At 68.9% G+C, this 22,984-nt stretch carries 18 protein-coding genes, 1 other RNA gene and 1 pseudogene; 10 read left to right on the top strand and 10 right to left on the bottom strand.

Annotated elements, in window-relative coordinates:
• Positions 1 to 538 precede the first annotated feature (538 nt).
• Positions 539 to 908: a transfer-messenger RNA gene (gene ssrA / locus NRB56_RS34175) on the bottom strand.
• A 118-nt stretch (positions 909 to 1,026) separates the two neighbouring features.
• Positions 1,027 to 1,500, bottom strand: coding sequence for an SsrA-binding protein SmpB (gene smpB, locus NRB56_RS34170; protein ID WP_019930567.1), 474 nt, complete (start codon positions 1,498 to 1,500; stop codon positions 1,027 to 1,029).
• 556 nt (positions 1,501 to 2,056) lie between these two features.
• On the opposite strand from smpB, the gene NRB56_RS34165 reads away from it, so the two are divergent.
• Together NRB56_RS34165 and NRB56_RS34160 are read left to right on the top strand one after the other, a co-directional pair.
• Positions 2,057 to 3,073, top strand: a complete 1,017-nt coding sequence (locus NRB56_RS34165) for an alpha/beta hydrolase (RefSeq protein WP_406603570.1) — start codon at positions 2,057 to 2,059, stop codon at positions 3,071 to 3,073.
• A complete protein-coding gene (locus NRB56_RS34160; protein WP_319943943.1) occupies positions 3,070 to 3,990 on the top strand; it encodes an esterase/lipase family protein in 921 nt (306 codons plus the stop codon). Before NRB56_RS34165 ends, NRB56_RS34160 begins: the two co-directional genes overlap by 4 nt.
• Before the next feature lie 49 nt (positions 3,991 to 4,039).
• Here NRB56_RS34160 and NRB56_RS34155 read toward each other — a convergent pair whose 3' ends face one another.
• From NRB56_RS34155 to NRB56_RS34120, 8 genes and pseudogenes are all read right to left on the bottom strand, one after another.
• On the bottom strand, positions 4,040 to 4,279 hold the full coding sequence (locus tag NRB56_RS34155; RefSeq protein WP_153348472.1) for a hypothetical protein: 240 nt from the start codon (positions 4,277 to 4,279) through the stop codon (positions 4,040 to 4,042).
• A gap of 623 nt (positions 4,280 to 4,902) precedes the next feature.
• A pseudogene (gene recQ, locus NRB56_RS34150) lies at positions 4,903 to 6,795 on the bottom strand (DNA helicase RecQ); the annotation flags it as partial.
• 108 nt (positions 6,796 to 6,903) lie between these two features.
• Entirely contained in the window at positions 6,904 to 7,809 is a 906-nt protein-coding gene (gene ftsX / locus NRB56_RS34145) for a permease-like cell division protein FtsX (RefSeq protein WP_153348471.1), read from the bottom strand.
• Positions 7,809 to 8,498: a cell division ATP-binding protein FtsE gene (ftsE, locus tag NRB56_RS34140; protein WP_319943942.1), complete on the bottom strand. Its 690-nt coding sequence runs from the start codon at positions 8,496 to 8,498 to the stop codon at positions 7,809 to 7,811. The genes ftsX and ftsE overlap by 1 nt, the downstream gene beginning before the upstream one ends.
• 73 nt (positions 8,499 to 8,571) lie before the next feature.
• A complete protein-coding gene (locus tag NRB56_RS34135) occupies positions 8,572 to 8,757 on the bottom strand; it encodes a hypothetical protein (RefSeq protein WP_153348470.1) in 186 nt (61 codons plus the stop codon).
• Positions 8,750 to 9,607: a mechanosensitive ion channel family protein gene (locus tag NRB56_RS34130; RefSeq protein ID WP_153348469.1), complete on the bottom strand. Its 858-nt coding sequence runs from the start codon at positions 9,605 to 9,607 to the stop codon at positions 8,750 to 8,752. The genes NRB56_RS34135 and NRB56_RS34130 overlap by 8 nt, the downstream gene beginning before the upstream one ends.
• A 109-nt stretch (positions 9,608 to 9,716) precedes the next feature.
• Entirely contained in the window at positions 9,717 to 10,829 is a 1,113-nt protein-coding gene (gene prfB, locus NRB56_RS34125; protein WP_319943941.1) for a peptide chain release factor 2, read from the bottom strand.
• 76 nt (positions 10,830 to 10,905) lie between these two features.
• Complete coding sequence (locus NRB56_RS34120; RefSeq protein WP_153348468.1) at positions 10,906 to 11,781, bottom strand: helix-turn-helix domain-containing protein; 876 nt, start codon at positions 11,779 to 11,781, stop codon at positions 10,906 to 10,908.
• A 211-nt stretch (positions 11,782 to 11,992) separates the two neighbouring features.
• Here NRB56_RS34120 and NRB56_RS34115 point away from each other — a divergent pair, with 211 nt between their 5' ends.
• The 8 genes from NRB56_RS34115 (at position 11,993) to NRB56_RS34080 (ending at position 22,564) form a co-directional block, all read left to right on the top strand.
• The gene (locus tag NRB56_RS34115; protein ID WP_153348467.1) at positions 11,993 to 12,589 is read left to right on the top strand and encodes an NADPH-dependent FMN reductase; all 597 of its coding nucleotides are present in this window, start codon (positions 11,993 to 11,995) and stop codon (positions 12,587 to 12,589) included.
• 384 nt (positions 12,590 to 12,973) lie between these two features.
• Complete coding sequence (locus NRB56_RS34110; RefSeq protein ID WP_153348466.1) at positions 12,974 to 13,786, top strand: SDR family oxidoreductase; 813 nt, start codon at positions 12,974 to 12,976, stop codon at positions 13,784 to 13,786.
• A 10-nt stretch (positions 13,787 to 13,796) separates the two neighbouring features.
• Positions 13,797 to 14,579, top strand: coding sequence for a histidinol-phosphatase (gene hisN / locus NRB56_RS34105; RefSeq protein WP_319943940.1), 783 nt, complete (start codon positions 13,797 to 13,799; stop codon positions 14,577 to 14,579).
• A gap of 184 nt (positions 14,580 to 14,763) precedes the next feature.
• Positions 14,764 to 16,149, top strand: coding sequence for an acyl-CoA dehydrogenase family protein (locus NRB56_RS34100; protein WP_153348464.1), 1,386 nt, complete (start codon positions 14,764 to 14,766; stop codon positions 16,147 to 16,149).
• A 44-nt stretch (positions 16,150 to 16,193) separates the two neighbouring features.
• Complete coding sequence (locus NRB56_RS34095; RefSeq protein WP_153348463.1) at positions 16,194 to 17,426, top strand: acyl-CoA dehydrogenase family protein; 1,233 nt, start codon at positions 16,194 to 16,196, stop codon at positions 17,424 to 17,426.
• A gap of 146 nt (positions 17,427 to 17,572) precedes the next feature.
• Positions 17,573 to 19,231, top strand: a complete 1,659-nt coding sequence (locus NRB56_RS34090) for an acyl-CoA synthetase (RefSeq protein WP_153348462.1) — start codon at positions 17,573 to 17,575, stop codon at positions 19,229 to 19,231.
• A gap of 30 nt (positions 19,232 to 19,261) precedes the next feature.
• The gene (locus NRB56_RS34085; RefSeq protein WP_319943939.1) at positions 19,262 to 19,840 is read left to right on the top strand and encodes a hypothetical protein; all 579 of its coding nucleotides are present in this window, start codon (positions 19,262 to 19,264) and stop codon (positions 19,838 to 19,840) included.
• A 1,206-nt stretch (positions 19,841 to 21,046) separates the two neighbouring features.
• The gene (locus tag NRB56_RS34080) at positions 21,047 to 22,564 is read left to right on the top strand and encodes a PepSY-associated TM helix domain-containing protein (RefSeq protein ID WP_319943938.1); all 1,518 of its coding nucleotides are present in this window, start codon (positions 21,047 to 21,049) and stop codon (positions 22,562 to 22,564) included.
• Positions 22,565 to 22,984 lie beyond the last annotated feature (420 nt).

Raw genomic sequence — 22,984 nt, 5'->3', positions numbered from 1 at the left:
CTCCACCAGTACCGGCGGCTGGCCGTCCGCTGGGAACGCCGCACAGACATCCACGAAGGCTTCCTCAACCTCGGCGCCTCCCTCATCTGCTGGCGACGACTCAGCAATCGAACCCGATAGGAGCTCTTACTCGAACCGATCGCCTCGATCCAGTTCAACGGCACCTCCTCGAGACCACCGTAAATCCAGGAGAATATAAATTCTCTTTACGATACGGACCGGAGATGCGCGGCCCGCCGCTACCGGTTTCATCCATCGAACGAGTAACTGGTGCGTCCACTCATGTCACTGATGTCCGACCGGTCTGGATCATACTCATGTAGCAAGACCAACAAGGCGACCTGCATTGTCTGTAAGGGGCGAGGATCGTCAACCATCACAGAAAATGAGAGTACCGATCAGGGGACCAGATAGCGAAGCTAATTTTGGCCCACTACACTCTACTGCCAAAGAATCGAGCCCGAGCCCGCAGCCGATGTCCGCGACACCTCGGCTCCTTATAGAAAGAGGCCCGATCCTGTTGGACCGGGCCCCTTCTTAGTGGAGCTGCCGGGAATCGAACCCGGGTCCTCCGCCGCTTCTCCAGGGCTTCTCCGTGTGCAGTTCGCGGTGCCTCTGCTCGGATCTCCCGGTCTCGCGAACAAGCCGGGATGACGATCCCAGTCGCTGTGAGTTGTCCCGTCCGGACCCGCGACCGGCCCGGACGGTGAGCCCTCTAGCTGATGCCAGTGACCGGGCCGAGGGCGGGCCCGGGCTGACAGAGACGCCTTACTGCTTAGGCAGCAAGGGCGTACTCGCGCTGATGAGAATCGGCGCTTATATGGTTACAGCGACGCTTACGGTGGTCTCCTGCCTGCACCGACACGCTTCCCCTGAATCGACGTACGCAGTCGAAACCGTTCAGCCCCGTCTGTTGCGATTCAGTTGCCACCCCGGAGGGTGACCGCCCGGCTCGAAGGCCGGGCTTGTCATATTAACATCTTTGTACGCAGGATCATTCCAGGGGTGCTGACCTGGGGGAACGGGTCAGCGCATGCCCTTGATGCGGCGGCCCAGTTCGCGGGTCACCTCGCGTTCGGCGGTGCGTTTGGCGAGGTCCTGGCGCTTGTCGTAGTCCTGCTTGCCCTTGGCGAGGGCGAGCTCCACCTTGACCTTGCCGTCGGCGAAGTACATGGACAGCGGGACCAGGGTCTGGCTGCTCTCCTTGATCTTGCCGGTGAGTTTGTCGATCTCGCGGCGGTGCAGCAGCAGTTTGCGGGTACGACGCGGGGAGTGGTTGGTCCAGGTGCCGTGGCCGTACTCCGGGATGTGCAGGCCACGCAGCCACACCTCACCGTCGTCGATGGTCGCGTAGGCGTCGACCAGCGACGCCTTGCCCTCCCGCAGGCTCTTCACCTCGGTGCCGACGAGGGCCACGCCGGCCTCGAACGTCTCCAGCACCGCGTAGTTGTGCCGCGCCTTGCGGTTGGTGGCGATGACCTTGCGGCCTTTCTCCTTCATGTACACCCTTCTAACATGTCCGCCCAGGTGGGCGGCAAGTTGTTTTACGCCCGCACCCACATCTCGTCACGCTGCCCGACCAGCTTACGGACCGGCGCCGGGGCGGCCGATCTGTCAACGATCTCGGACCGGAAAATCATCCGGACGGTCGCATCGGGGCCGCCGACTCGTCTGACTCGGTAAGGGGCTGACGGCGGACCGTCAGCGGGACAACCGGGTATCGGTGACAAATCTCACCGGCGGACCCCCGGCTGTGGCCCTCCGCAGCGATGGCACCCGGTCAGCGTCGAGACCTCCACGACCATGCCCGGGGGCGATATTTCGGCCCACGGTGTGGCACTGTCGCGAGTCGCGCGGGCTCACCGGGATTCCGGGCACAGCGCGGGCATTTCGAATCTCCCACCGAAAACGGACATCGGCGATCCGGGGCGTGGTGTTACGCCCCGAAAAATCTTGTCCATGCAATTCTCGTCGTGAATTGTGTTGCGGCCGTTCATAACCTGAATCGGCGGGCGCGACCGGCGCCCATTCGGTGTTCGGGATGCTCGTGGAGAAAATGATGACGGACAAGGCTCGGGGCGGGCGTCGGCGGATGTACGCCGCACTGGCAGGAATCACCATCGCGGCCGCCGGGACCGCGGCCGCGCAGGCCGAGCCGGCGGGTTCGGCGATCGTCGGTATCGAGGCGACCGACGCCCGGCACGAGACGGTGACGGTCCATTCGGCGGCGATGGACGCCGACATCCCGGTGCAGATCCAGCGGGCCGCGGACGAGAGCGTGCCACGGCCGGTGCTGTACCTGCTGCTCGGTTCCGCCGGCGGCATCGACGGGTCCACCTGGGCCACGAAAACCGATGCGCTGCAATACCTCTCCACGAAGAACGTCGAGGTGGCGACGCCGATCGGCGGGATGTTCAGCTATTACACCGACTGGGAACGTGACGATCCGCGGCTGGGCCGCAACAAGTGGCGGACCTTCCTCACCGAGGAATTGCCGCCGCTGCTCAACGCGCACCTGAATGCCAACGGCCGCAACGGGATCGCCGGATATTCGATGTCCGGCACCAGTACGCTGGCGCTCGCGGCCACCACGCCCGATCTGTACCAGGCGGTCGCGGCCTACAGCGGCTGCGCGCAGACCAGCGATCCGGTGGGCCGGGAATTCGTCCGGCTCACCGTGGAGGAATGGGGACTGTCGGACGTCGAGAACATGTGGGGCCCGCCGGACGACCCGAACTGGGTCCGCAACGACCCGTATGTGCAGGCGGAAGGGTTGCGCGACAAGGCGATCTACATTTCCAACGGCAGCGGGATCCCCGGAAAATATGATGTGTACGGCGGGAGGTATTCGCTGTCCGGCCCGTGGTTGTTCGCCAATCAGATCGTGCTGGGCGGGATCATCGAGGCCGCGACGGATTACTGCTCGCACAATATGCAGACGCGGCTGAACAGCCTGAACATTCCTGCCACCTACGATTTCCGCCCCACCGGCACGCATTCGTGGGGCTATTGGCAGGACGATTTCGAGAAGTCCTGGCCGGTGCTGGCCGCGGGACTGGGAGTGCAGGCGTGAGCCGGACTGCCGGGCCACTGGCCGCCCTGGTGTGCGCGGCGGTTTCCGCACTGGTCGCGACGGCCCCGGCGAGCGCCGCCGACCCACTGCCGCCCGGTGTCAACGATTTCGCCTGCCGTCCGGCGCCGGCGCATCCGGATCCCGTTGTGCTGGTGCACGGTTCGGGCACCGATGCGCAACGCAGCTTCTCGGTGCTGGCTCCGGCGCTGCGGGACGACGGCTATTGCGTGTTCACCGCGAATCTGGGCCGGGCGCAGATGCCGGGCGCTCCGGTCAGTGGGTCGGATGCCGTCCGGGGCTGGCCGGGGCTGGGCCCGATCGGTGCGGCGCTGGCGGGCCGGACGGTGTACGGGGTCGCCGACATCACCGGCACCGCCGCTGAACTGGCCGGGCTCGTCGACACCGTGCGTTCCGGAACCGGCGCGGAACATGTTGCGCTGGTGGGTCATTCGACGGGCGGGACGGTGATCCGGCAGTATCTGTCGACCCACCCGGGTACGGCCCGCACGGTGGTCACGCTCGGCACCCCGTATCGGGGTTCGACCTATGCCGGGCTGCCCGGCAGATATCCCGATCTGGCCCAGCTCGGCATGGACGGGCCGCACATCGCGGCGCAGGTGTTCGGCACGGCGGGTGTGCAGCAGACGGCCGGATCACCCCTGCTGGCCCGGCTGAACGCGGGCGGCGAATCGCGGCCGGGAGTCCGGCTGACGGCGATCGCCAGCCGCACCGACGAGGTCATCACCCCGCCCGAGACGGCGCTGCTCGCCGCCCCCACGGCGGACGACCGCGACATCTGGTTGCAGGACGGCTGCCCGTTCCGGCCGATCGATCACAACGGCCTGCTCGCCGATCCGCGCGCGGTGGCGCTGGTCGCGGCGGCGCTGGCCGATGAGCCGGCGGATCCGTCCTGCTGAATCGGTCCGACACCGGACCACCGACCGCGGCACTGCCGACGCGCACGCCTCAGCCGGGATGCACCCACAGGTAGAGCGCGAACAACGCGATCCAGACCAGGGTCAGCGTGACCGTGGACACTCGCGGGCGCCCCAACGCCCGCCGCCGCGGCCGCAGCAGCGCGGCATCCACCACACCGCTGAGTCTGACACCCTTACCCTGCCCGCGCAGCTCCGGACCGTCCGGACCACCGGCATCGGTGGAGATGCTGGGACTGCTGTCGCCTTGGTGTTGGTGGTGATCCGTCATAGCCGCACGCTATCCCATCACGTCCGGTTCGTGGGACGAGTTACCCGGTCGACCCGAATCCCGCTCGCTGCCGGACTTTCCGGGCACCGGAATCCGGTGCCGTCCGCCCTGGTGCGATACAGGATACCGCCGCAGCGGAATTCGGGTGCCGGTCAGTACGTATCGTCGGGCGGCGGCTCGAAATCCCAGTCCGGTGGGGGTTCGTGGTCCCAGTCGGGGACCTCTGCCGCCGGTGGCCGATTACGATCACCGGCGCGGGTGGTCCGGCCCGAACCTGGTTCGGGCGTACGGGAACCACGGCCGAGGCCCGGTCCCCCCGCGCTCGCGGCACGCCCCGCCCCGAGTTCCGTCGTCCGGGAATTGCCGCGCGCGGCCGATGCCCCCATGCGGGAATCGCTGCCCGAGGCCGATTCCGGCGCACGAGAACCTCGGCTCGAACCGGATTCTGCCGCCGGCGTGCCACGACCCGGAACGGTTTCGGTCGCCCGGGAGCCACCGGAAATACTTTCCGAGGCACGGGAATCACGGCCCGCAACGGTTTCCGGCGCACGGGAACCTCGGCTCGCGACGCCTTCCGCCGCACCGGCGCCGGCGGCGGGTGCGCCCGAAACGCCCTCTCCCCCGATGACTTCCAGGACACCGTCACCGTATTTGGCGCGCTTGTTCTCGCCGATGCCGCTGATCGCGCCGAGTTCGGCCATACTCGCGGGCTTGCGGGCGGCGATCTCGCGCAGGGTGGCGTCGTGGAAGACGACGTAGGCGGGCACGCCCTGTTCCTTGGCGACCCCGGCGCGCCAGGCCCGCAGTTTCTCGAACAGGTCCGCGTCGCCGGGCGCCAGATCGGCGGCGGCGAGCCGGGATGTCTTGGCGCGCGGCGCCTTCGCGGCCTTCGTCCGTTCCGGCTCCCGGCGCAGCATCACCTTGCGGCCGGAGAACAGCACCTCGTCGCTGGCCTCGGTGAGGACCAGCACCCCGTACTCGCCGTGCACCGCCAGCAGGCGCTGCGCCAGCAGCTGGCGAATCGCGCCGCGCCACTCCACATCTCGCAGGTCGGCGCCGATGCCGAACACCTTGAGCTCATTGTGGTTGTGCTGCACGACCTTCGGATTGGACTTGCCGAGCAGGATGTCGATGATGTGCCCCGCGCCGAAGCTCTGGCTGCGCTCGCGCTTGAGCCGCAGCACCGTCGACAGCACCTTCTGCGCGGCGACCGTGCCGTCCCAGGACTCCGGCGGGTTCAGGCAGGTATCGCAGTTGCCGCACGGCTCGCCGCGCTGCCCGAAATAGGCCAGCAGCTGGGTACGCCGGCACTCCACCGTCTCGCAGAGCGCGAGCATCGCGTCGAGGTGCTGCTGCAGTTGCCGCCGGTGCGCGGCGTCGCCGTCGGAGGAGTCGATCAGCTTGCGCTGCTGGACGACATCGGCCAGACCGTAGACCATCCATGCGGTGGACGGCAGGCCGTCGCGGCCCGCGCGGCCCGTCTCCTGGTAGTAACCCTCGACCGATTTGGGCAGGTCGAGATGGGCGACGAACCGCACATCGGGCTTGTCGATACCCATGCCGAACGCGATGGTGGCGACGACGACCAGGCCGTCCTCGCGCAGGAACCGGGACTGGTTGGCCGCCCGCACCCGCGCGTCGAGTCCGGCGTGATAGGGCACCGCCTCCACGCCGTTGCGGGTGAGGAATTCGGCCGTCTTCTCGACCGAGTTGCGCGACAGGCAGTACACGATGCCCGCCTCGCCGGCGTGCTCACCGGTGATGAACGCGAGCAGCTGCTGGTCGGGGCGGTTCTTCGGCTCGATGCGGTACTGGATGTTGGGCCGGTCGAATCCCGCGACGAAATGCCGGGCCCGGGTCAGGTCGAGCCGCTCGGCGATCTCCGCTGCCGTCTTCTGGGTGGCCGTCGCCGTGAGCGCGATGCGCGGCACGTCGGGCCAGCGCTCGTGCAGCACCGACAGTGCGAGATAGTGCGGCCGGAAATCGTGGCCCCACTGCGAGACGCAGTGCGCCTCGTCGATGGCGAACACCGATACCTTGCCGCGGTCCAGCAGATTCAGCGTGGACTCGACCCCCAATCGCTCCGGGGCCAGATAGAGCAGATCGAGCTCGCCCGCGAGGAACTGCGCCTCGACGGTCCGCCGCTCGTCGGGGAACTGGGTGGAGTTGAGGAAGCCGGCCCGCACCCCGAGCGCGGTCAGCGCGTCGACCTGATCCTGCATGAGCGCGATCAGCGGGGAGATCACCACGCCGACCCCGGGCCGCACCAGCGCCGGGATCTGGTAGCACAGCGACTTGCCGCCGCCGGTGGGCATCAGCACGAGCGCGTCGCCGCCGGCGATGACCTGCTCGACGATCTCCCGCTGCAATCCCCGGAAGCTGTCGTATCCGAACACCCGGCGCAGAACCTCGTGCGCCGCATCGGAATTCGCGGTCGAGCCCGGTAGGTCGGGGCTCGTGGTCACCGGCGAATCCGACGTGGTCTCGGATGTTTCCGCGAAATTCACTCCGCCCATCCTACGGACCCTGCCGCGACACGCCAGCCCGCCCGCGACAGGTTCGCACAGCCGCACACGTTTCCGGCGCCCGGCCCCGAACGGACCGAGCGCCGGATGCGCGGATCGTCAGTCGCGGACGTAGTAACGCAGGGTGCCGTACGCGGTCGCGGCGGCGAAGACGATGCCGCCGAACATGACCCAGCCGGAGACCACGCCGATGTCCGCGTCGGTGAGCCGGGGCACGATCCCGTTGTCGGACAGCGCGCCGAGCGCCGGGTTGATCACCAGCGGGCGGGCGACGAACAGGCCGACCACCGCCAGGAGCGATCCCACCAGCGCCGCGAACACCGCTTCCAGCAGGAACGGCAACTGGGTGTACCAGCGGGAGGCGCCGACCATGCGCATGATGCCGACCTCCTCCCGGCGGGTGAACGCCGCGATCTGCACCATGTTCGCGATCAGCAGGAGCGCCGCCACCGCCTGCAGGGCGGCCAGGCCGAACGCCGCGTTGCCCACGCCGCGGAACAGGCCGACCAGCCGGTCCACGAAGTCCTGATCGCTGTGCACGCTCAGCACACCGGGCCGGGACGCGTACTGCTGCATCAGTTTCGGATACTGGCCGGGGTCGGTCATCTTCACCCGGAACGAGGCCGGGAACTTGGTGTTCTTGATCATCTGGACCGTTTCCGGCTGGTCCTTGAAGGTGACCTCGGTCGCCTCCCGATGCGCGTCGGCGCTGCTGGTGAACTGCACGCTCACCACGCCCGGCTGCTGTTTCAGCTGCGACATCAGCACCCGGCACGGATCCTGGGTGCAGTCGTTGTCGGCGGCCGACACGTCCGGGGTGAGGAACATGCGGATCTCGAGCCGGCCGAGGAACATGCTCTCGGTCTTGGAGGTCAGTTGCACGGCGAGCAGGCCACCGCCCACCATCGCCAGCGAGACGGCGGTGGTCAGGATCATCGCCACCGTCATGGTGACGTTGCGGCGCAGGCCGGTGAGGACCTCGCGAACCAGGAAACCGATGCGCATTACCGGCCCACCCCGTAAACGCCGGTCGCCTCGTCGCGGATGATCCGCCCGCGGTCGAGTTCGATCACGCGTCGCCGCATCATGTCGACGATGTGATTGTCGTGGGTGGCCATCAGCACCGTCGTTCCGGTGCGGTTGACACGTTCCAGCAGCGCCATGATGTCCTGACTGGTATCGGGGTCCAGGTTGCCGGTGGGCTCGTCGGCCAGCAGGACCAGCGGCCGGTTCACGAACGCGCGGGCGATCGCCACCCGCTGCTGCTCGCCACCGGACAGCTCGCTGGGCAGCCGGTCCGCCTTACCGGACAGGCCGACCAGGTCCAGCGCCTCCGGCACCGAACGGCTGATGAATTTGCGCGACTTGCCGATCACTTCCAGCGCGAAGGCCACATTCTGCTCGACCGTCTTCTGCTGCAACAGGCGGAAATCCTGGAACACACAGCCGATGCGCTGCCGCAACTTCGGCACCTTGCGGCCCGGCAGTTTGTCCACCCGGAAGTCGGCGACGAGCACCTCGCCCGCCGTCGGCTTCACATCCTTCAGCAAGACCTGCATGAACGTCGATTTACCCGACCCCGACGGCCCGATGATGAAAACGAACTCACCCTTGCCGATGTCGACGGAGACATTGTCCAGCGCGGGACGCGTCGAGGTTTGGTACGACTTGGTGACGTTCCGCAGCGTGATCACGGATGCAGTCTAGCCAGCATCCACCGGGCACCGCCGCTGTGACCTCCGGCGAATGTGATCTGTCGCATTCGCGTCAGCGGGCCGGAGTCGACGTGACAGCCGATTTCTGAAAGGTGTTCGCGATCGGGAATCCGGTGTGGTCCGGAACAGCGGGCTTGACGAACAGATACACGATGAACGTGGCGATCCAGACGCCGCCCAGGATCGCGGTGGACTTACGGACGGCCGACGAACCACCGACGGTCGCGGGTTTACGCACTTTCACTCAGACCTTCCCGGCGCAAGGCCGCGGCCACCCGGGCGCGCAGCTCGCGTCCTACATCGAATTGCTTGCCCGGCAATGTCCGGGCAACCATCCGGATATTCATCTGGTCGACGGTGAGATCCTCGACGCCCATCACCGAGGGTTCGTCGAGGAGCAGCGATTTCAGCGCGCCGTCCTGATAGGCGCGCTCACCGACCTCGTGCAGGATCTCGTTGATCCTGGTGATGTCGGCGGTGGCGGGCACGGGGACATCGATGGCCGCGCGCGCCCAGTCCTTGGACAGGTTGGTGACCTTCACGATCTGCCCGTTCGGCACGGTGATCACCGAACCGTCCGCGTTGCGCAGCGTGGTGATGCGCAGGTTGACGTCCTCGACGGTCCCCTCGGCCGGCTCGGGCTGGCCGGTGACCGCGATGCTCACCACGTCACCGAAGCCGTACTGCCGCTCGGTGATCAGGAAGAAACCGGCCAGCAGATCCTGCACGATGCGCTGCGCGCCGAAACCGATCGCGGCGCCGATCACGGCCGCGGGCGCGACCAGACCGCCGAGCTCGAACCCCAGGCGCTTGAGCACCTCGATCGTCAGCAGGAAATAGACGATCGTCAGCACCAGCCAGCTGAGCACCTGGGCCAGCGCGTGCCGATGTTTCGCGGCCTCGGTGCGGACCAGTGAATCGCTGGACCGGAAACCGCTGTCGATCCGGCGGGTGATGCGGTCCCGGACGAAGGTGGTGAGCCGGCTGAACAGAATCGCGCCGATCACCAGCAGCACGATCTCCAGCCCACTGGAACGAGCCCAGTCGAGGAGATCGGATCCGGTACCGGCGGCGAGATACTCGGTCATCGCCTCATCCTTTCCGGCCGGAAAGCACGGGCATCGCGCCGGGGCCGGCCGCCGAAACTCACGCCGCACAGGCTACTACGGCCCGGCGGGGGCATTCCAACCATGGGGATCAGTCGTCCTGGCGCATCCGCCAGCGAATGCCCTCTTCGATGAACCCGTCGATGTCGCCGTCGAGCACCGAACTCGGGTTGTTGACCTCGTAGTTCGTCCGCAGATCCTTGACCATCTGGTATGGGTGCAGTACATAGGAGCGCATCTGGTTGCCCCACGAGGCGCCCTCGTTGGTCTTGAGCGCGTCCATCTGCGCGCGCTCCTCCTGGCGCTTGCGCTCGAGCAGCTTGGCCTGCAGCACCCGCATCGCAGAGATCTTGTTCTGCAGCTGCGACTTCTCGTTCTGGCAGGTGACCACGATGCCGGTGGGTATGTGGGTGATGCGCACCGCGGAGTCGGTGGTGTTGACGCTCTGACCGCCGGGACCCGAGGAGCGGTAGACGTCGACGCGGATCTCCGTCTCCGGTATGTCGATGTGGTCGGTGGTCTCGACCACCGGCAGCACCTCGACCTCGGCGAACGAGGTCTGGCGGCGGCCCTGGTTGTCGAACGGGCTGATCCGGACCAGCCGGTGCGTGCCCATCTCCACCGAGAGCGTGCCGTAGGCGTAGGGCGTCTTCACCGCGAAGGTCGCGCTCTTGATGCCCGCCTCCTCCGCGTAGGAGGTGTCGTAGATCTCCACGGCGTACTTGTGCCGCTCGGCCCAGCGGACGTACATGCGCATGAGCATCTGGGCCCAGTCGGCCGCGTCCACGCCACCGGCGCCGGAGCGGATGTTGACCAGCGCCTCGCGCTTGTCGTACTCGCCGGACAGCAGCGTGCGGACCTCCATGGCCTCGACGTCGGCGCGCAGGCTCGCCCGCTCGGCGTCGGCGTCGGCGAGGGCGGCGGTCTGGGCCTCCCCCTCCTCGCCCTCGGCCAGCTCGTAGAGCACCGGCAGATCGTCGAGCCGCTGCCGCAGGTCGGTGATCCGGCGCAGTTCGTTCTGGGCGTGCGACAGCTCGCTGGTGACCTGCTGCGCGTGCTCCTGGTCGTTCCACAGCTCGGGGTCGGCGGCCTGGTGCTCCAACTCGTCGATCCGGCGCCGCAACTCGTCGACGTCGATGACCGCCTCGACGGTCTTCAAGATGGTGTCGAGTTCGGCGAGGTCAGCGGACACGTCAGGATGCACGATCGTCCAATCTACCGGCCGCCGGGAGACGGGTGAAATACGACCGGGCCGGGACGGCCACTCGATCCGGCGGTGTTCAGCCGGAAACCGCGCGCAGCGCGCCGGGCCGGCGGCCGTGCAGCGCGTCGAGCGCGGTGGCGGTGGCCTCGTCGGCGGGCAGGTTGATCAGGATGTGCTGGTCGTCGTCGGCGGACAGTTCCAGCCGCTCGTAGGTGAGTCGCAGCGGCCCGGCCTCCGGATGTTCCATCCGGACCGTGCCGTTGGTGTCGGGCAGGCCCGGCACGGTCGCCAGCCGGCGGGTGAACTCGGCCCCCGCGGTCACGGTGAGCTCGTCGATCAGCGCCACGACCAGCGGGTCCTGCCGGTACGGGCCCTGTTTGAGGCTCGCCACGGCCTTGTCCGCCTTGTGCTCCCAGTCGGGATAGACCGTGCGGGCCCGCGGGTCGGTGAACAGGTAGCGCGCGAAGACCGCCGGGAGTCCGTCGTCGAGCTGACCGGTCGGCCCGACCAGCCGCCGATAGCCGTCGGTGCAGGCCAGGACCTCGCCGAGCCGGTTCAGCACCGCGGCGGGCGCGGGTTCGAGCTGGTCCAGCACCGCCCGCACGGCCGGCCGGACCAGCCGGTTCGACTCCAGGCTGCCGCGGCAGGTGAAACCCGGCGTGACCGACTTCACCAGCCGGTTCAGATGGACCCGCTCGCGCGGGGTGAGCCGGAGCGCCTCGGCCAGCGCCGACAGCACCGCCGCCGACGGGTGCCGGTCGCGGCCCTGCTCGAGCCGGGTGAGGTATTCCACGCTGACGCCGGCCAGCATGGCCAACTCGGCGCGGCGCAGTCCCGGGGTGCGGCGGCGCGGGCCGGACGGCAGGCCGACCTCGGCCGGGGTGAGCGATTCGCGGCGGCTGCGCAGGAACAGGCCCAGTTCGTTGTCCTCGGGTGCGCCGGATTCCGCCATTTCTCCACCGTAACCGCGGCGGGCCGGCGGAGGGTGGCCGTGCCACTACCACTCTGGGCGCGGACTCCCTCCGGGCGCGACCGGGCGGCACAGTCGACAGGCGGCCCGATTCAGCCGCGACATGTGGCCCACCGGTCCCACGACATGTGGGCCCACCGGGGCCGCGACATGTGGGCCCACCGTGCCCGCGAACCGACCTCCGAGGAGAACAATGTCCAGCACCGAACTACGGCTCGCCGTCATCATCGCCAGCGTCCGCGACGGCCGGTTCGGCCCGAACGTGGCTCGTTGGTTCGCCGCGGAGGCACAGCGGCACGGCGGATTCACCGTCGAGGTGGTCGATCTGGCCGACATCACCCTGCCGCACGCGCTGCCCGCCGTCTCACCGCTGATGGACCCGAATCCGGAACGTCCCGGCACGCTGCCGCAGCTCACCCGCGCGCTGGACGACGCGGACGCGGTGGTGATCGTGACCCCGGAGATCAACCACAGTTACCCCGCGTCGCTGAAGACGGCGATCGACTGGCATTTCGCCCAATGGTCGCGCAAGGCAATCGGATTCGTCGGCTACAGCGGTCACAGTGGTGCCCTGATCGCGATCGAGCATCTGCGAGCGGTGTTCAGCGAACTGGATGCGCACACGGTCCGCAACTACGTCTCGTTCCCCCGCTACTTCCAGCTGTTCGACATGACCACCCGCGAACTGATCGACCCCACCGGCCCGAACGAGGCCGCCGCGACGATGCTCGACCAGTTGCATTGGTGGGCAAGCGCACTGGCCGCCGCGCGCCGGCTCCCGGTCGCCTAGTCGGACGGCCCGGCATCCGGGCGACGACGAGGTCGGCCGGACCCAATTGTTCGCCGGACCCAATTGTTCACGGAACGTGCCGAACTCGCGGATTCGCCACCGATGCCACGGCCGCCGGTGAGGCTGGCAGCGAGCGTTGCTCACCTACACCCAGTCCGGTGCCTACTGATCCGGCACGGCGGCGGGTGCTACGACTGCGTCGCACGGCGGGAGGAATCGCAGTGGCGGTTCGCGCTCGTGCGCGGCCGCAGCGCCCGGCGGCCGGGGACGCCCCCGGGTACCCGCTCACTGGATGGGACGAGAGGGCGCATCCCGCAACGGTTTCCGCCTAGGCTCGGCCGCACGTTCCGGACAGTCACCGGCGCGGCGCAGAGAGGCGGAGACATGGGCGGCATCGCGATCACGGGCAGCGCGTCGGGGATGGGAGCCGCGCTGGCCGCTCATCTGACCGGAACCGGGCACCGGGTGATCGGGGTGGACCTGCGCGACGCGGAGGTGGTCGCCGATCTCGGCACCCCGGACGGCCGGGCACACGCGATCGCCGAGGTCACCCGGCTGGCCGGGGGCAGCCTCGACGGCTTCCTGCCGTTCGCGGGCCTGGCCGCGGCCACCGGGCGACCGGGCGGACTTCTGGTGTCGGTCAACTACTTCGGCGCGATCACGCTGCTGGAAGGGCTGCGGCCGCTGCTGCGGGCCGGATCGAATCCGTCGGTCGTGCTGATCTCGTCGAATTCCACCACCACCCAGCCCGGCTGGCCGGTGGACCTGGCCGAGGCCTGCCTGGCGGGCGAGGAGGAGAAGGCCCGCGCCATCGCCGAATCCTTCGGCGACCTGGGCGCCATCCAGGCGTATCCGGCGACCAAGGCGGCGCTGGCCTGGTATGCCCGCACGAAATCGGCGGAGTACATCCGGGAGGGCATCCGGCTCAACGCGGTCGCGCCCGGCCTGATCGACACCCCGATGACCCGGGCGGGCCGCGACGACGCGCTGACCGGTGAGGGGTTGAAAGGATTCCTCGGCGCGACCCCGGTCGGCCGCGCGGGCCGCCCCGAGGAGATCGCCGACCTGGTCGCCTTCCTGCTGTCGGAGCGGGCCGGCTTCTTCGTCGGCTCGGTGATCTTCTGCGACGGCGGCATCGACGCGGCGTTCCGCGGCAAGGACTGGCCGGCCATGTGGGACATCCTGCCGCGTCCGTAACCTGGGCCGGGTGACCGCACTTGCCGCCGATCTCGAGCTCGCCCTGCACCTGGCCGACGAGGCCGACACGATCACCCGCGCCCGGTTCGGCGCGCTGGATCTGACCGTCGACAGCAAACCCGATCTGACCCCGGTCTCGGATGCGGATCTGGCGGTCGAGCGGGCGGTACGGGCGACGTTGCGGCGGCTGCGACCCGAGGACGCGGTGCTCGGCGAGGAGTTCGGCGGCGACGCGGCGTTCGCCGGTCGGCAGTGGGTGGTCGATCCGATCGACGGCACCAAGAACTTCGTGCGCGGCGTCCCGGTGTGGGCCTCGCTGATCGCGCTGCTGGTGGACGGGGTGCCGGTGGCCGGGGTGGTGAGCGCGCCCGCGCTGTCGCGGCGGTGGTGGGCGGCCGCGGGCGCGGGAGCGTGGAGCCGGTTCGGCGACGAGCAGCCGCGGGCGATCCGGGTGTCCGCGGTCGGTGACCTGTCCGCGGCCAGCCTCGCCATCTCCAGCCTGTCGGGCTGGCGCGACCTGGGCCTGCGCGACCAGCTGATCGGACTCACCGACGAGGTGTGGCGCACCCGCGGCTACGGCGATTTCCTCTCCTATTGCCTGGTGGCCGAGGGTGCGGTGGACATCGCGACCGAGCCGGAGGTGTCGCTGTGGGATCTGGCGCCGCTGGACATCCTGGTCCGTGAGGCCGGTGGCACGTTCACCGCCCTCGACGGCTCGGCCGGGCCGCACGGCGGTAGCGCCGTCGCCACCAACGGCCGGTTGCACGATCGGGTGCTCACCCGGCTGCGCTGACCTCGGCGCTACCCCGCACCGCGCCGCCGACCTGGCGAGCGTGGCGCTGACGGCTGCCTTCGAGCGCAATTCGCGACATGTGTGCTGCGGCTCGACGCCTTTCTTACTCTGGAGTAAGATAGCCTTACCCGACAGTAAGATGCGAACCCCCGTTCCTCCCATACACCTGAGAAGACTGGTGACCATGAGCACTCGAGACTCCGCAACGAAGGGCCGAGCTGATTCGGCCGTCGGCCTCAACCCGGTCAAGCGCGACTGGATGGGCGCGGCCATGCGGGTCATGACGACCATCACGGGATCCGAGCTGGCCGAGAAGTACAACCTGCGCAAGCCGCTCGAGCGGCTCACCTACGAGGGCACCAGGACCGGATTCCGCACCCTCGGCGCGGCCACCCGGGCGTTCGGCAAGGTCGCCGGTGGCGGCAAGCCGAAACGCTTGCCCGACAACGAGTCCCGCACCAAGGACTACTTCGACCTGACCCCGACCGACGAGCAGCGGATGATCGTCGAGACGGTTCGCGACTTCGCCGGCGAGATCCTGCGCCCGGCCGCCTTCGACGCCGACAGCGCCGCCAAGGCGCCGCGCGATCTGCTCGAGCGCGCCGCCGAACTGGGCATCACCCTGATCAACGTCCCGGAGGAGCTCGAGGGCGCGGCCAGCGAGCGCGGCGCGGTGACCAATTCGCTGGTCGCCGAGGCCCTCGCGCACGGCGATATGGGCCTGGCGCTGCCGATCCTGGCCCCCTCGGGCGTCGCGGTGGCGCTGTCGCAGTGGGGTACCGACGCGCAGCAGCAGACCTATCTCGGCGCCTTCACCGGCGAGAATGTCCCGCAGGCGGCGGTGGTGCTGGCCGAGCCGCGTGCCCTGTTCGACCCGTTCACGTTGCAGACCAAGGCCACCCGCTCCCCCAGCGGTTTCCGGCTCAACGGCGTCAAGAGCCTGGTCCCGGCCGCGGGCGACGCCGAGTTGTTCATCGTCGGCGCCGAACTGGACGGGCGGCCCGCGCTGTTCGTCGTCGAATCCGACACCCCGGGCGTCGTCATCGAGGCCGATCCGGGCATGGGCCTGCGCGCGGCCGGGCTGGGCAGGCTGATCCTGGACAACGTGGCCGTGCCGGCCGAGGCGATCCTCGGTGACGGCGACGCCGCCGCGCACGCCGAGGACTACGCCGACGCGGTGCGGCTGGCCCGGCTGGGCTGGGCCTCGCTGGCCGTCGGCACCGGTCAGGCCGTGCTCGACTACGTGATCCCCTATGTGAAGGAGCGCGAGGCGTTCGGCGAGCCCATCTCGCACCGCCAGGCCGTCGCCTTCATGGTCGCCAACATCGCGATCGAGCTGGACAGCATCCGGCTGGTCACGCTGCGCGGCGCTTCCCGCGCCGAACAGGGCCTGTCGTTCGCCCGCGAGGCGGCGCTGGCGAAGAAGCTCGCCACCGACAAGGGCATGCAGATCGGCCTGGACGGCGTGCAGTTGCTCGGCGGCCACGGCTTCACCAAGGAACACCCGGTCGAGCGCTGGTACCGCGATCTGCGCGGCATCGGCGTCGCCGAGGGCATCGTGCTGGTGTAGGCCGCCCGCACGCACGATTCAGACTTTTCGATGGAGACAATCCGATGATCAATCTCGAACTTCCCAAGAAACTGCGGGCCAGCGCCAACCAGGCCCATCAGGTCGGTGCGCAGATCTTCCGCCCGATCTCGCGCAAGTACGACCTGGCCGAGCACGAGTACCCGGTGGAACTCGACACCATGTCCGCCATGATCGAGGGCCTGTCCGACTCCGGCACCCAGAACATCTCGGGCGCGGCCGGCGGCCGCAAGGTGAAGAACGAAGGCGCCGAGGACGGCTCGGCCGAGCCGCGCGGAAACGCCAACGGCGGCAACATGTCCGCGCTGCTGAACGCGCTGGAGACCTGCTGGGGCGATGTGGGCCTGATGCTCTCGATCCCCTACCAGGGTCTGGGCAACGCCGCGATCGCCGCGGTCGCCACCGACGATCAGTTGCAGCGGTTCGGCAAGGTGTGGGCCGCGATGGCGATCACCGAGCCGTCCTTCGGCTCCGACTCGGCGGCGGTCACCACCACCGCGGTGCTCGACGGTGACGAGTGGGTGCTCAACGGCACCAAGATCTTCGTGACCGCCGGCTCGCGCGCCACCCACATCGTGGTGTGGGCGACGGTCGACAAGACCAAGGGCCGCGCGGCCATCAAGTCGTTCGTGGTGCCCCGGGATGCCAAGGGCCTCACCGTCTCCCGGCTCGAGCACAAGCTCGGCATCAAGGCCTCCGACACCGCCGAACTGCGACTGGAGGACTGCCGGATCCCGGCCGACAACATCCTCGGCAGTCCGGAAGTCAACGTGGAGAAGGGTTTCGCGGGGGTCATGCAGACCTTCGACAACACCCGTCCACTGGTCGCGGCGATGGCCGTCGGCGTGGGCCGGGCGGCCCTGGAGGAGCTGCGCGGCATCCTCGAGGAGGCCGGCGTCGAGATCTCCTACGACGTGCCTCCCAACAACCAGCACGCCGCGGCCGCGGAATTCCTTCGGCTGGAAGCGGATTGGGAGGCGGCGTATCTGCTGTCACTGCGCGCGGCGTGGATGGCGGACAACAAGAAGCCGAACTCGCTGGAGGCGTCGATGTCCAAGGCCAAGGCGGGCCGGATGGGCACCGACGTCACGCTGAAGGCGGTCGAACTCGGCGGCAGCCTGGGCTACTCGCAGCGCACCCTGCTGGAGAAGTGGGGCCGCGACTCGAAGATCCTGGACATCTTCGAGGGCACCCAGCAGATCCAGCAACTGATCGTCGCGCGCCGGGTGCTCGGCCTGACCAGCACCGAACTGAAGTAGACGTACCGGGCCCACCGGGCGAGATATAAGATACTCTCGGTTACACAGACATCGGCCGGGCGCCCGCCGGCCGATGTTCTCCCCCGCACCGGATCTCGATGTTGCGATCCGCCAGCCCTCGGCGGCATCGCGGAAGGTTGTCACCCATGTCAGCTGCCCTTCCGTCGGCAAGCACCGCTCTGCGTAAAGTCGGCGATCTGACGCGCGGAGTCAGCGCCATGCGCAGGGGCGGGCTGTTCAACCCGCTGCGCCTGGATCTCGCGTTGCGCTCCGCGCTCAACGTGACCCGGTACGGCCCGTTCGCCGGCGTGATCATGCACGCCGCGCAGACCAATCCGGACGCGCCGGCGATCGTCGACGAGGCCGGCGAGATGACCTTCGCGGAGATCGACGCGAAGTCCAATCAGCTGGCCCGTGGGTTCGAGGCCCGAGGGCTGCGGCCGGGCGACGTGATCGCGGTGCTGGCCCGCGATCACCGCGGCATGGTGCTGACCCTGGCCGCCACCGGCAAGCTCGGGGTGCGCGCGGTGCTGATGAACACCGGATTCGCGAAACCGCAGCTGGCCGACGTCGCGGCCCGGGAACAGGTCAAGGCCGTCCTGCACGACAGCGAGTTCACCGCCCTGATGAGCGCGATCCCGCCCGCCGTGCCGCGCGTGCTCACCTGGGTGGACGCGGCCGACGCGGTGGATCCGTCGAGCCCCACCCTGGAGTCGTTGTCCGCCGGGCAATCCGCCGACGCGATCCCGGCGCCCGAGAAGCCCGGCGGCACTGTGATTCTCACCAGCGGCACCACCGGCACCCCGAAGGGCGCGCCCCGGGACAAGGTGAGCCCGCTCATCTCCGCGCAGTTCCTGGATCGAATCCCGTTGCCGCGCAACTCCTCCATGGTGGTGGCGGCGCCGATCTTCCACGCCACCGGCCTGTCCCAGTTCACCCTCGGCCTGGCGCTGGGCAACCGGATGATCTTCCAGCAGCGGCGTTTCGACCCCGAGCGCACGCTCGCGAATATCGTCGCGTACCGGGCCGCATCGCTGGTCGTGGTACCGACCATGTTGCAGCGCATCCTGGATCTGCCCGCCGAGACGCTGGCGAAGTACGACATGTCCTCGCTGCGGGTGCTCTTCGCGGCCGGCTCCGCGATCCCGCCGGACGTGGTGACCCGCAGCCTCGACTACTTCGGCGACGTGCTCTACAACGTGTACGGCTCCACCGAATGCGCCATCATCACCGTCGCCACCCCCGCCGACCTGCGGCTGGCCCCCGATACCGCGGGCCGGCCGCCGGTCGGCATCCGGCTGGCGCTCTACGACGAGAACCGCAAGCGCATCACCCGGCCGAACGTGACCGGCACGATCTTCATCGCCAACGCGCACTCGTTCAAGGCGTACACCGACGGCCGCACCAAGGAAACCGTCGACGGCCTGATGTCCAGCGGTGACGTCGGCCACTTCGACGAGCACGGCCTGCTGTTCATCGACGGCCGCGACGACGACATGATCGTCTCCGGCGGCGAGAACGTGTTCCCGCAGGAGGTCGAGCACCTCATCGCGAACCGGCCCGACGTGCTGGAGGCGGCGGTGATCGGCGTGGACGATCGGGAGTTCGGAAAGCGCCTGCGCGCCTTCGTGGTTCAGGGCCCCGAGGGCACCCGCGACCCGCAGGAGATCAAGGACTGGGTGAAGTCCAATCTGGCCCGCTACAAGGTGCCGCGCGAGGTGATCTTCCTCGACGAACTGCCGCGCAACGCCACCGGCAAGCTGCTGCGCAAGTCTCTGGTGGAGCTGGACGTCCCGGCGGAGTAACCCGTCGTCCGTTCCGGATACCATCGGCGGGTGATCATCGCCCCCGGCCGTCCCGGCCGCCCGCTTGCCGCGGCGCACGCGCGCCGGTCGGCGGTGGCGCGGCTGCGCGGCGGCTGCGCCGGAGCGATGTCTGCGGCGCTGTCGATCGCCGCGCACGGCTGGGCCGTCGGCGGCATGCCGGTCTCCTCCGGCACGGTGGCGCTGCTGCTCGCCGGGGCGAGCGTGATCGGCGCCTTGGTCACCGGCCTCGGCTCCGCCGGCTCGAGCACCGCCGCGCTGGCGGCGGCCCTGCTCGGCGGGCAGTTCCTCGGCCACGCCGCCCTCACCGCGGACATGGCCGGCATGCCGCATCGGTCCCCCTGGACCCCCGCCATGCTCGCCGCCCACACGATCGCCGCCGTCTGCGCCGCCGTCCTGATCCGCGGCGCCGAAGCCGCCTACGGCATCGCCTGCGCCGCCGCGTGCCGGGCGTTGCCCCTGCTGCTGCGCACCCCCGCCCCGGCCGGCCCCCCGACTCTCCCGATCGCCCACCGCGCTCGGGTGATCCTGCGGATCTTCCCCGCGGACACCTTCCGCACGCGCGGCCCGCCACTGCCGCACACCGCCTGAACCATCCGAAACCCGTACGCGCCAACAGCTCTCGCTGCGTTCCGATGCCGGGCACGCCGGGATCGAATCCGAAGCGAACGAGGCCGGTACCCGCTCCGCGTGAACCCACCGGGCACACTCCGCATGCCGGTGCGGACCGTGCCGAGGTGAACCACGGCTCCGCGGTGGCGATCGACGACGAACGCCGGTTCGGCCCCGATACGCAACGCCGTTCGTACCCGGCGGGCAGCCACATCGGGTACGACGGAATGCGCACGGCGACCGTGACCGATGAATCCACCTTCCACGGAGGCTGGGCTCACCGGCAGGCCGGAAGTCGTGATCGGTGGCGAGTGTGTTGCCGGCGACGACGGCCGTCCTCCCGGAAGTCGAGACCGGAACATCGGCTCGGTCGGCGCTGGACCCTGCCGGATCCAGCGCTCAATGTTCCGGGTCACGGCACACGGTCTCGACAGCCGAACCGCCGGGATGCGTCGCCGACCTGTGACAAGCGGCAGTCCGCCCGATCATCGGCAGCGAACCAGCCGAACGCGGTTACGAAGCGGCGGGTGCTGTCGGCGCCGGAAACGGTGCCGACAGCAACGGAGGTTCCGGATGTTCCTCGGATCATCGGATTCCGTTGGCCGACAACATGTATGGCCGAGGCAGCGAAACGGAGGCAGTAGGTACCGGATGCCGCCGTCCACGACGGCAGCATCCGGCCGAGGCTCGCGAAGCGAACACGGGCAGCGATGTCCGATCGCAAGCGGCGGCCGACAATGTCACAGGCGGTCGGTGCCCGCGGCTCCGCGGCGGCGGCCGAGTCGGCGGCCGCGAATGTTCGCCGCATGCGGTGGCGTGGGTACCGGGAACCGACATCCAAGGAGTTCCGGACCGTGTCGGTGCGTGTGACACGGTCGCTGTCGCCGGAGGCAGCCGGGTCGGTGACAGTCGGCGGCACGATCCGCTGACGCGCGTCCCTCGGTAGCCGTATCCGCTCGTCCACGGACTCACGTCACGAAACGGGTTGCGGTGCCAGCTCCAACCGGCAAGCGGACTCGGCCGACGCCTGGGCTCAGGTGCCAAGCGGACTGCTGGGCAGGCTCGCGACGGCCGCGTGCGTGTCGGCACCACCGTGGGCGAGCGCAGTTCGACGAGCGGAATGAACGACAGCGCTACGGGTGATGCCGGGCGCGGGTGAAAGTTTTCTTCGATACAGGAGTTCTTGTGAGTCTTACCGATTTGGCCGATGTGGCGGATGCCGAGGCACCGCCGGGTGACGAACCGCGTCGATATCCGATGCGAAAGGCGTTGGCCGCGTTGGCGTTGCGACTGCACTTCTACGCCGGCGTGTTCGTGGCGCCGTTCATCCTGGTCGCGGCGGTGACCGGTGGGCTGTACGCGGTCGCGCCGAGCGTCGAGTCGATCGTGAATCACGATCTGCTACATGTGAATTCGACCGGACCGGCGCGGCCCCTGGCCGAGCAGGTGGCGGCGGCGCGCGGGGTCGAGCCGAATCTCGCACTCGCCGCGGTGGATCCGGCGCAGCGGGCCGGGGACACCACCCGGGTGCTGTTCGCCGATCCCACGCTGGGTGAATCCGAGAGCCGGGCGGTGTTCATCGATCCGCAGACCGCGCACTCGGTGGGTGATCGTGTCGTCTACGGCAGTACGGGAGCGCTGCCGCTGCGGACCTGGATCGACCAGCTGCATCGCAACCTGCATCTCGGCGAAACCGGGCGGCTCTACAGCGAATTGGCGGCATCCTGGTTGTGGGTCGTGGCGCTCGCGGGTCTGGTGCTGTGGTGGCGACGGTCCCGGCGCGGTGGGGTGCGGCGGTTGCTGTGGCCGGATCGGTCGCGGCCCGGCCGTCGGCGAACGGTGGGTTGGCATGCGGCCGTGGGGGTCTGGATCCTGCTACCGCTGTTGTTCCTGTCCACGACCGGGATGACGTGGTCGACCCACGCCGGTGCGCACATCGATCGGCTACGCCAGGACCTGAGCTGGACCACACCGTCGGTGCACACCACGCTGCCCGGTTCCGGACCGGCCGATGCGCACCCCGGGGAGCACGACCATCACGGTTCGCACGCGGTGGCCACCGGCGATCGGGACGGGCAGTTGGACACGGTGTTCGCGGCCGCACGCTCGCAAGGACTGGAAGGGCCGGTGGAGATCGTCGTCCCGGCGACCGGCGCCAACGCCTTCACAGTCAAGGAGCGCCGGCTGTCGGGAGTGCTCTCCCAGGACGCGGTGGCGGTGGACGGATCCACCGGCACGGTCACCGACACGTTGCGCTACGCCGACTGGCCGTTCGCGGCGAAGCTGGCCAACTGGGGCATCCAGCTGCACATGGGCATGATGTTCGGCCTCGCCAACCAATTGTTGTTGCTGGCCACCATGATCGGGCTGCTCGCGGTGATCGTCCGTGGCTACCTGATGTGGTGGCAGCGGCGGCCCGTGCGCACCGGACAGCACGCGTCCTTCGGACGGCTGCCCCGACGCGGCGCGCTCCGCCGCACCCCGGCATCGCTACTGGTGCCCCTGGTCGTGGTCGCTGCCGCCGTCGGCTGGTTCGCCCCGCTGATCGGCATTCCGCTGCTGGTGTTCCTGGCTGTAGATGTCCTGCTCGGCCTGCGCCGCAGGCCGCGTACGGGGTGGGAACAGCTCTCGCACACCACCGAACCCGGCCAGGCCGCGATCCACCTCGGCTCGAAGCAACCGAACCGGTTCCGCTGCAACTGAGCTCGGCCGACCACAACCAGGCCGGTTCCCCGCAACCGAACTCGGCTGACCGCAACCAGGCCGGTTCCGCCTCAACTGAACTCGGCTGACCGCAACCAGGCCGGTTCCGCCTCAACTGAACTCGGCTGACCGCGACCGGGCCGGTTCCGCTGCAACTGAACCCGGCCGACCGCAACCAGGCCGGTTCCACCTCAACTGAACTCGGCTGACCGCACCAGACTGGTTCCGGCGCAAATGAACTCGGGCGCCTGCGACCAGGATGGTTCCGCCGCAACCGGGTTGGACGACTGCAACCGGGCTGGTTCCGCTACATCCCGATTGGAATGTCAACCTAATTCGGATGCGGCAGTCGGATCGGGATGCCGCTGCCGGATTCCGATACAACAGCGAGAGCCGGGAGCGTAGTGGGAGGCGGTGCGG

This window comes from Nocardia aurantia (genome assembly GCF_009604425.1).
In the GTDB taxonomy this organism is placed as follows: Bacteria; Actinomycetota; Actinomycetes; order Mycobacteriales; family Mycobacteriaceae; genus Nocardia; species Nocardia aurantia.
This window is presented reverse-complemented; position numbering and strand designations above follow the sequence as displayed.

Coding starts and splice junctions, on each gene's coding strand:
- NRB56_RS34130 (WP_153348469.1), bottom strand. CDS start 9,607: ATGACCGAGTATCTCGCCGCCGGTACCGGATCCGATCTCCTCGACTGG.
- NRB56_RS34100 (WP_153348464.1), top strand. CDS start 14,764: ATGAGCACTCGAGACTCCGCAACGAAGGGCCGAGCTGATTCGGCCGTC.
- NRB56_RS34090 (WP_153348462.1), top strand. CDS start 17,573: ATGTCAGCTGCCCTTCCGTCGGCAAGCACCGCTCTGCGTAAAGTCGGC.
- NRB56_RS34115 (WP_153348467.1), top strand. CDS start 11,993: ATGTCCAGCACCGAACTACGGCTCGCCGTCATCATCGCCAGCGTCCGC.
- smpB (WP_019930567.1), bottom strand. CDS start 1,500: ATGAAGGAGAAAGGCCGCAAGGTCATCGCCACCAACCGCAAGGCGCGG.
- NRB56_RS34155 (WP_153348472.1), bottom strand. CDS start 4,279: ATGACGGATCACCACCAACACCAAGGCGACAGCAGTCCCAGCATCTCC.
- NRB56_RS34165 (WP_406603570.1), top strand. CDS start 2,057: ATGATGACGGACAAGGCTCGGGGCGGGCGTCGGCGGATGTACGCCGCA.
- NRB56_RS34110 (WP_153348466.1), top strand. CDS start 12,974: ATGGGCGGCATCGCGATCACGGGCAGCGCGTCGGGGATGGGAGCCGCG.
- NRB56_RS34120 (WP_153348468.1), bottom strand. CDS start 11,781: ATGGCGGAATCCGGCGCACCCGAGGACAACGAACTGGGCCTGTTCCTG.
- ftsX (WP_153348471.1), bottom strand. CDS start 7,809: ATGCGCATCGGTTTCCTGGTTCGCGAGGTCCTCACCGGCCTGCGCCGC.
- NRB56_RS34095 (WP_153348463.1), top strand. CDS start 16,194: ATGATCAATCTCGAACTTCCCAAGAAACTGCGGGCCAGCGCCAACCAG.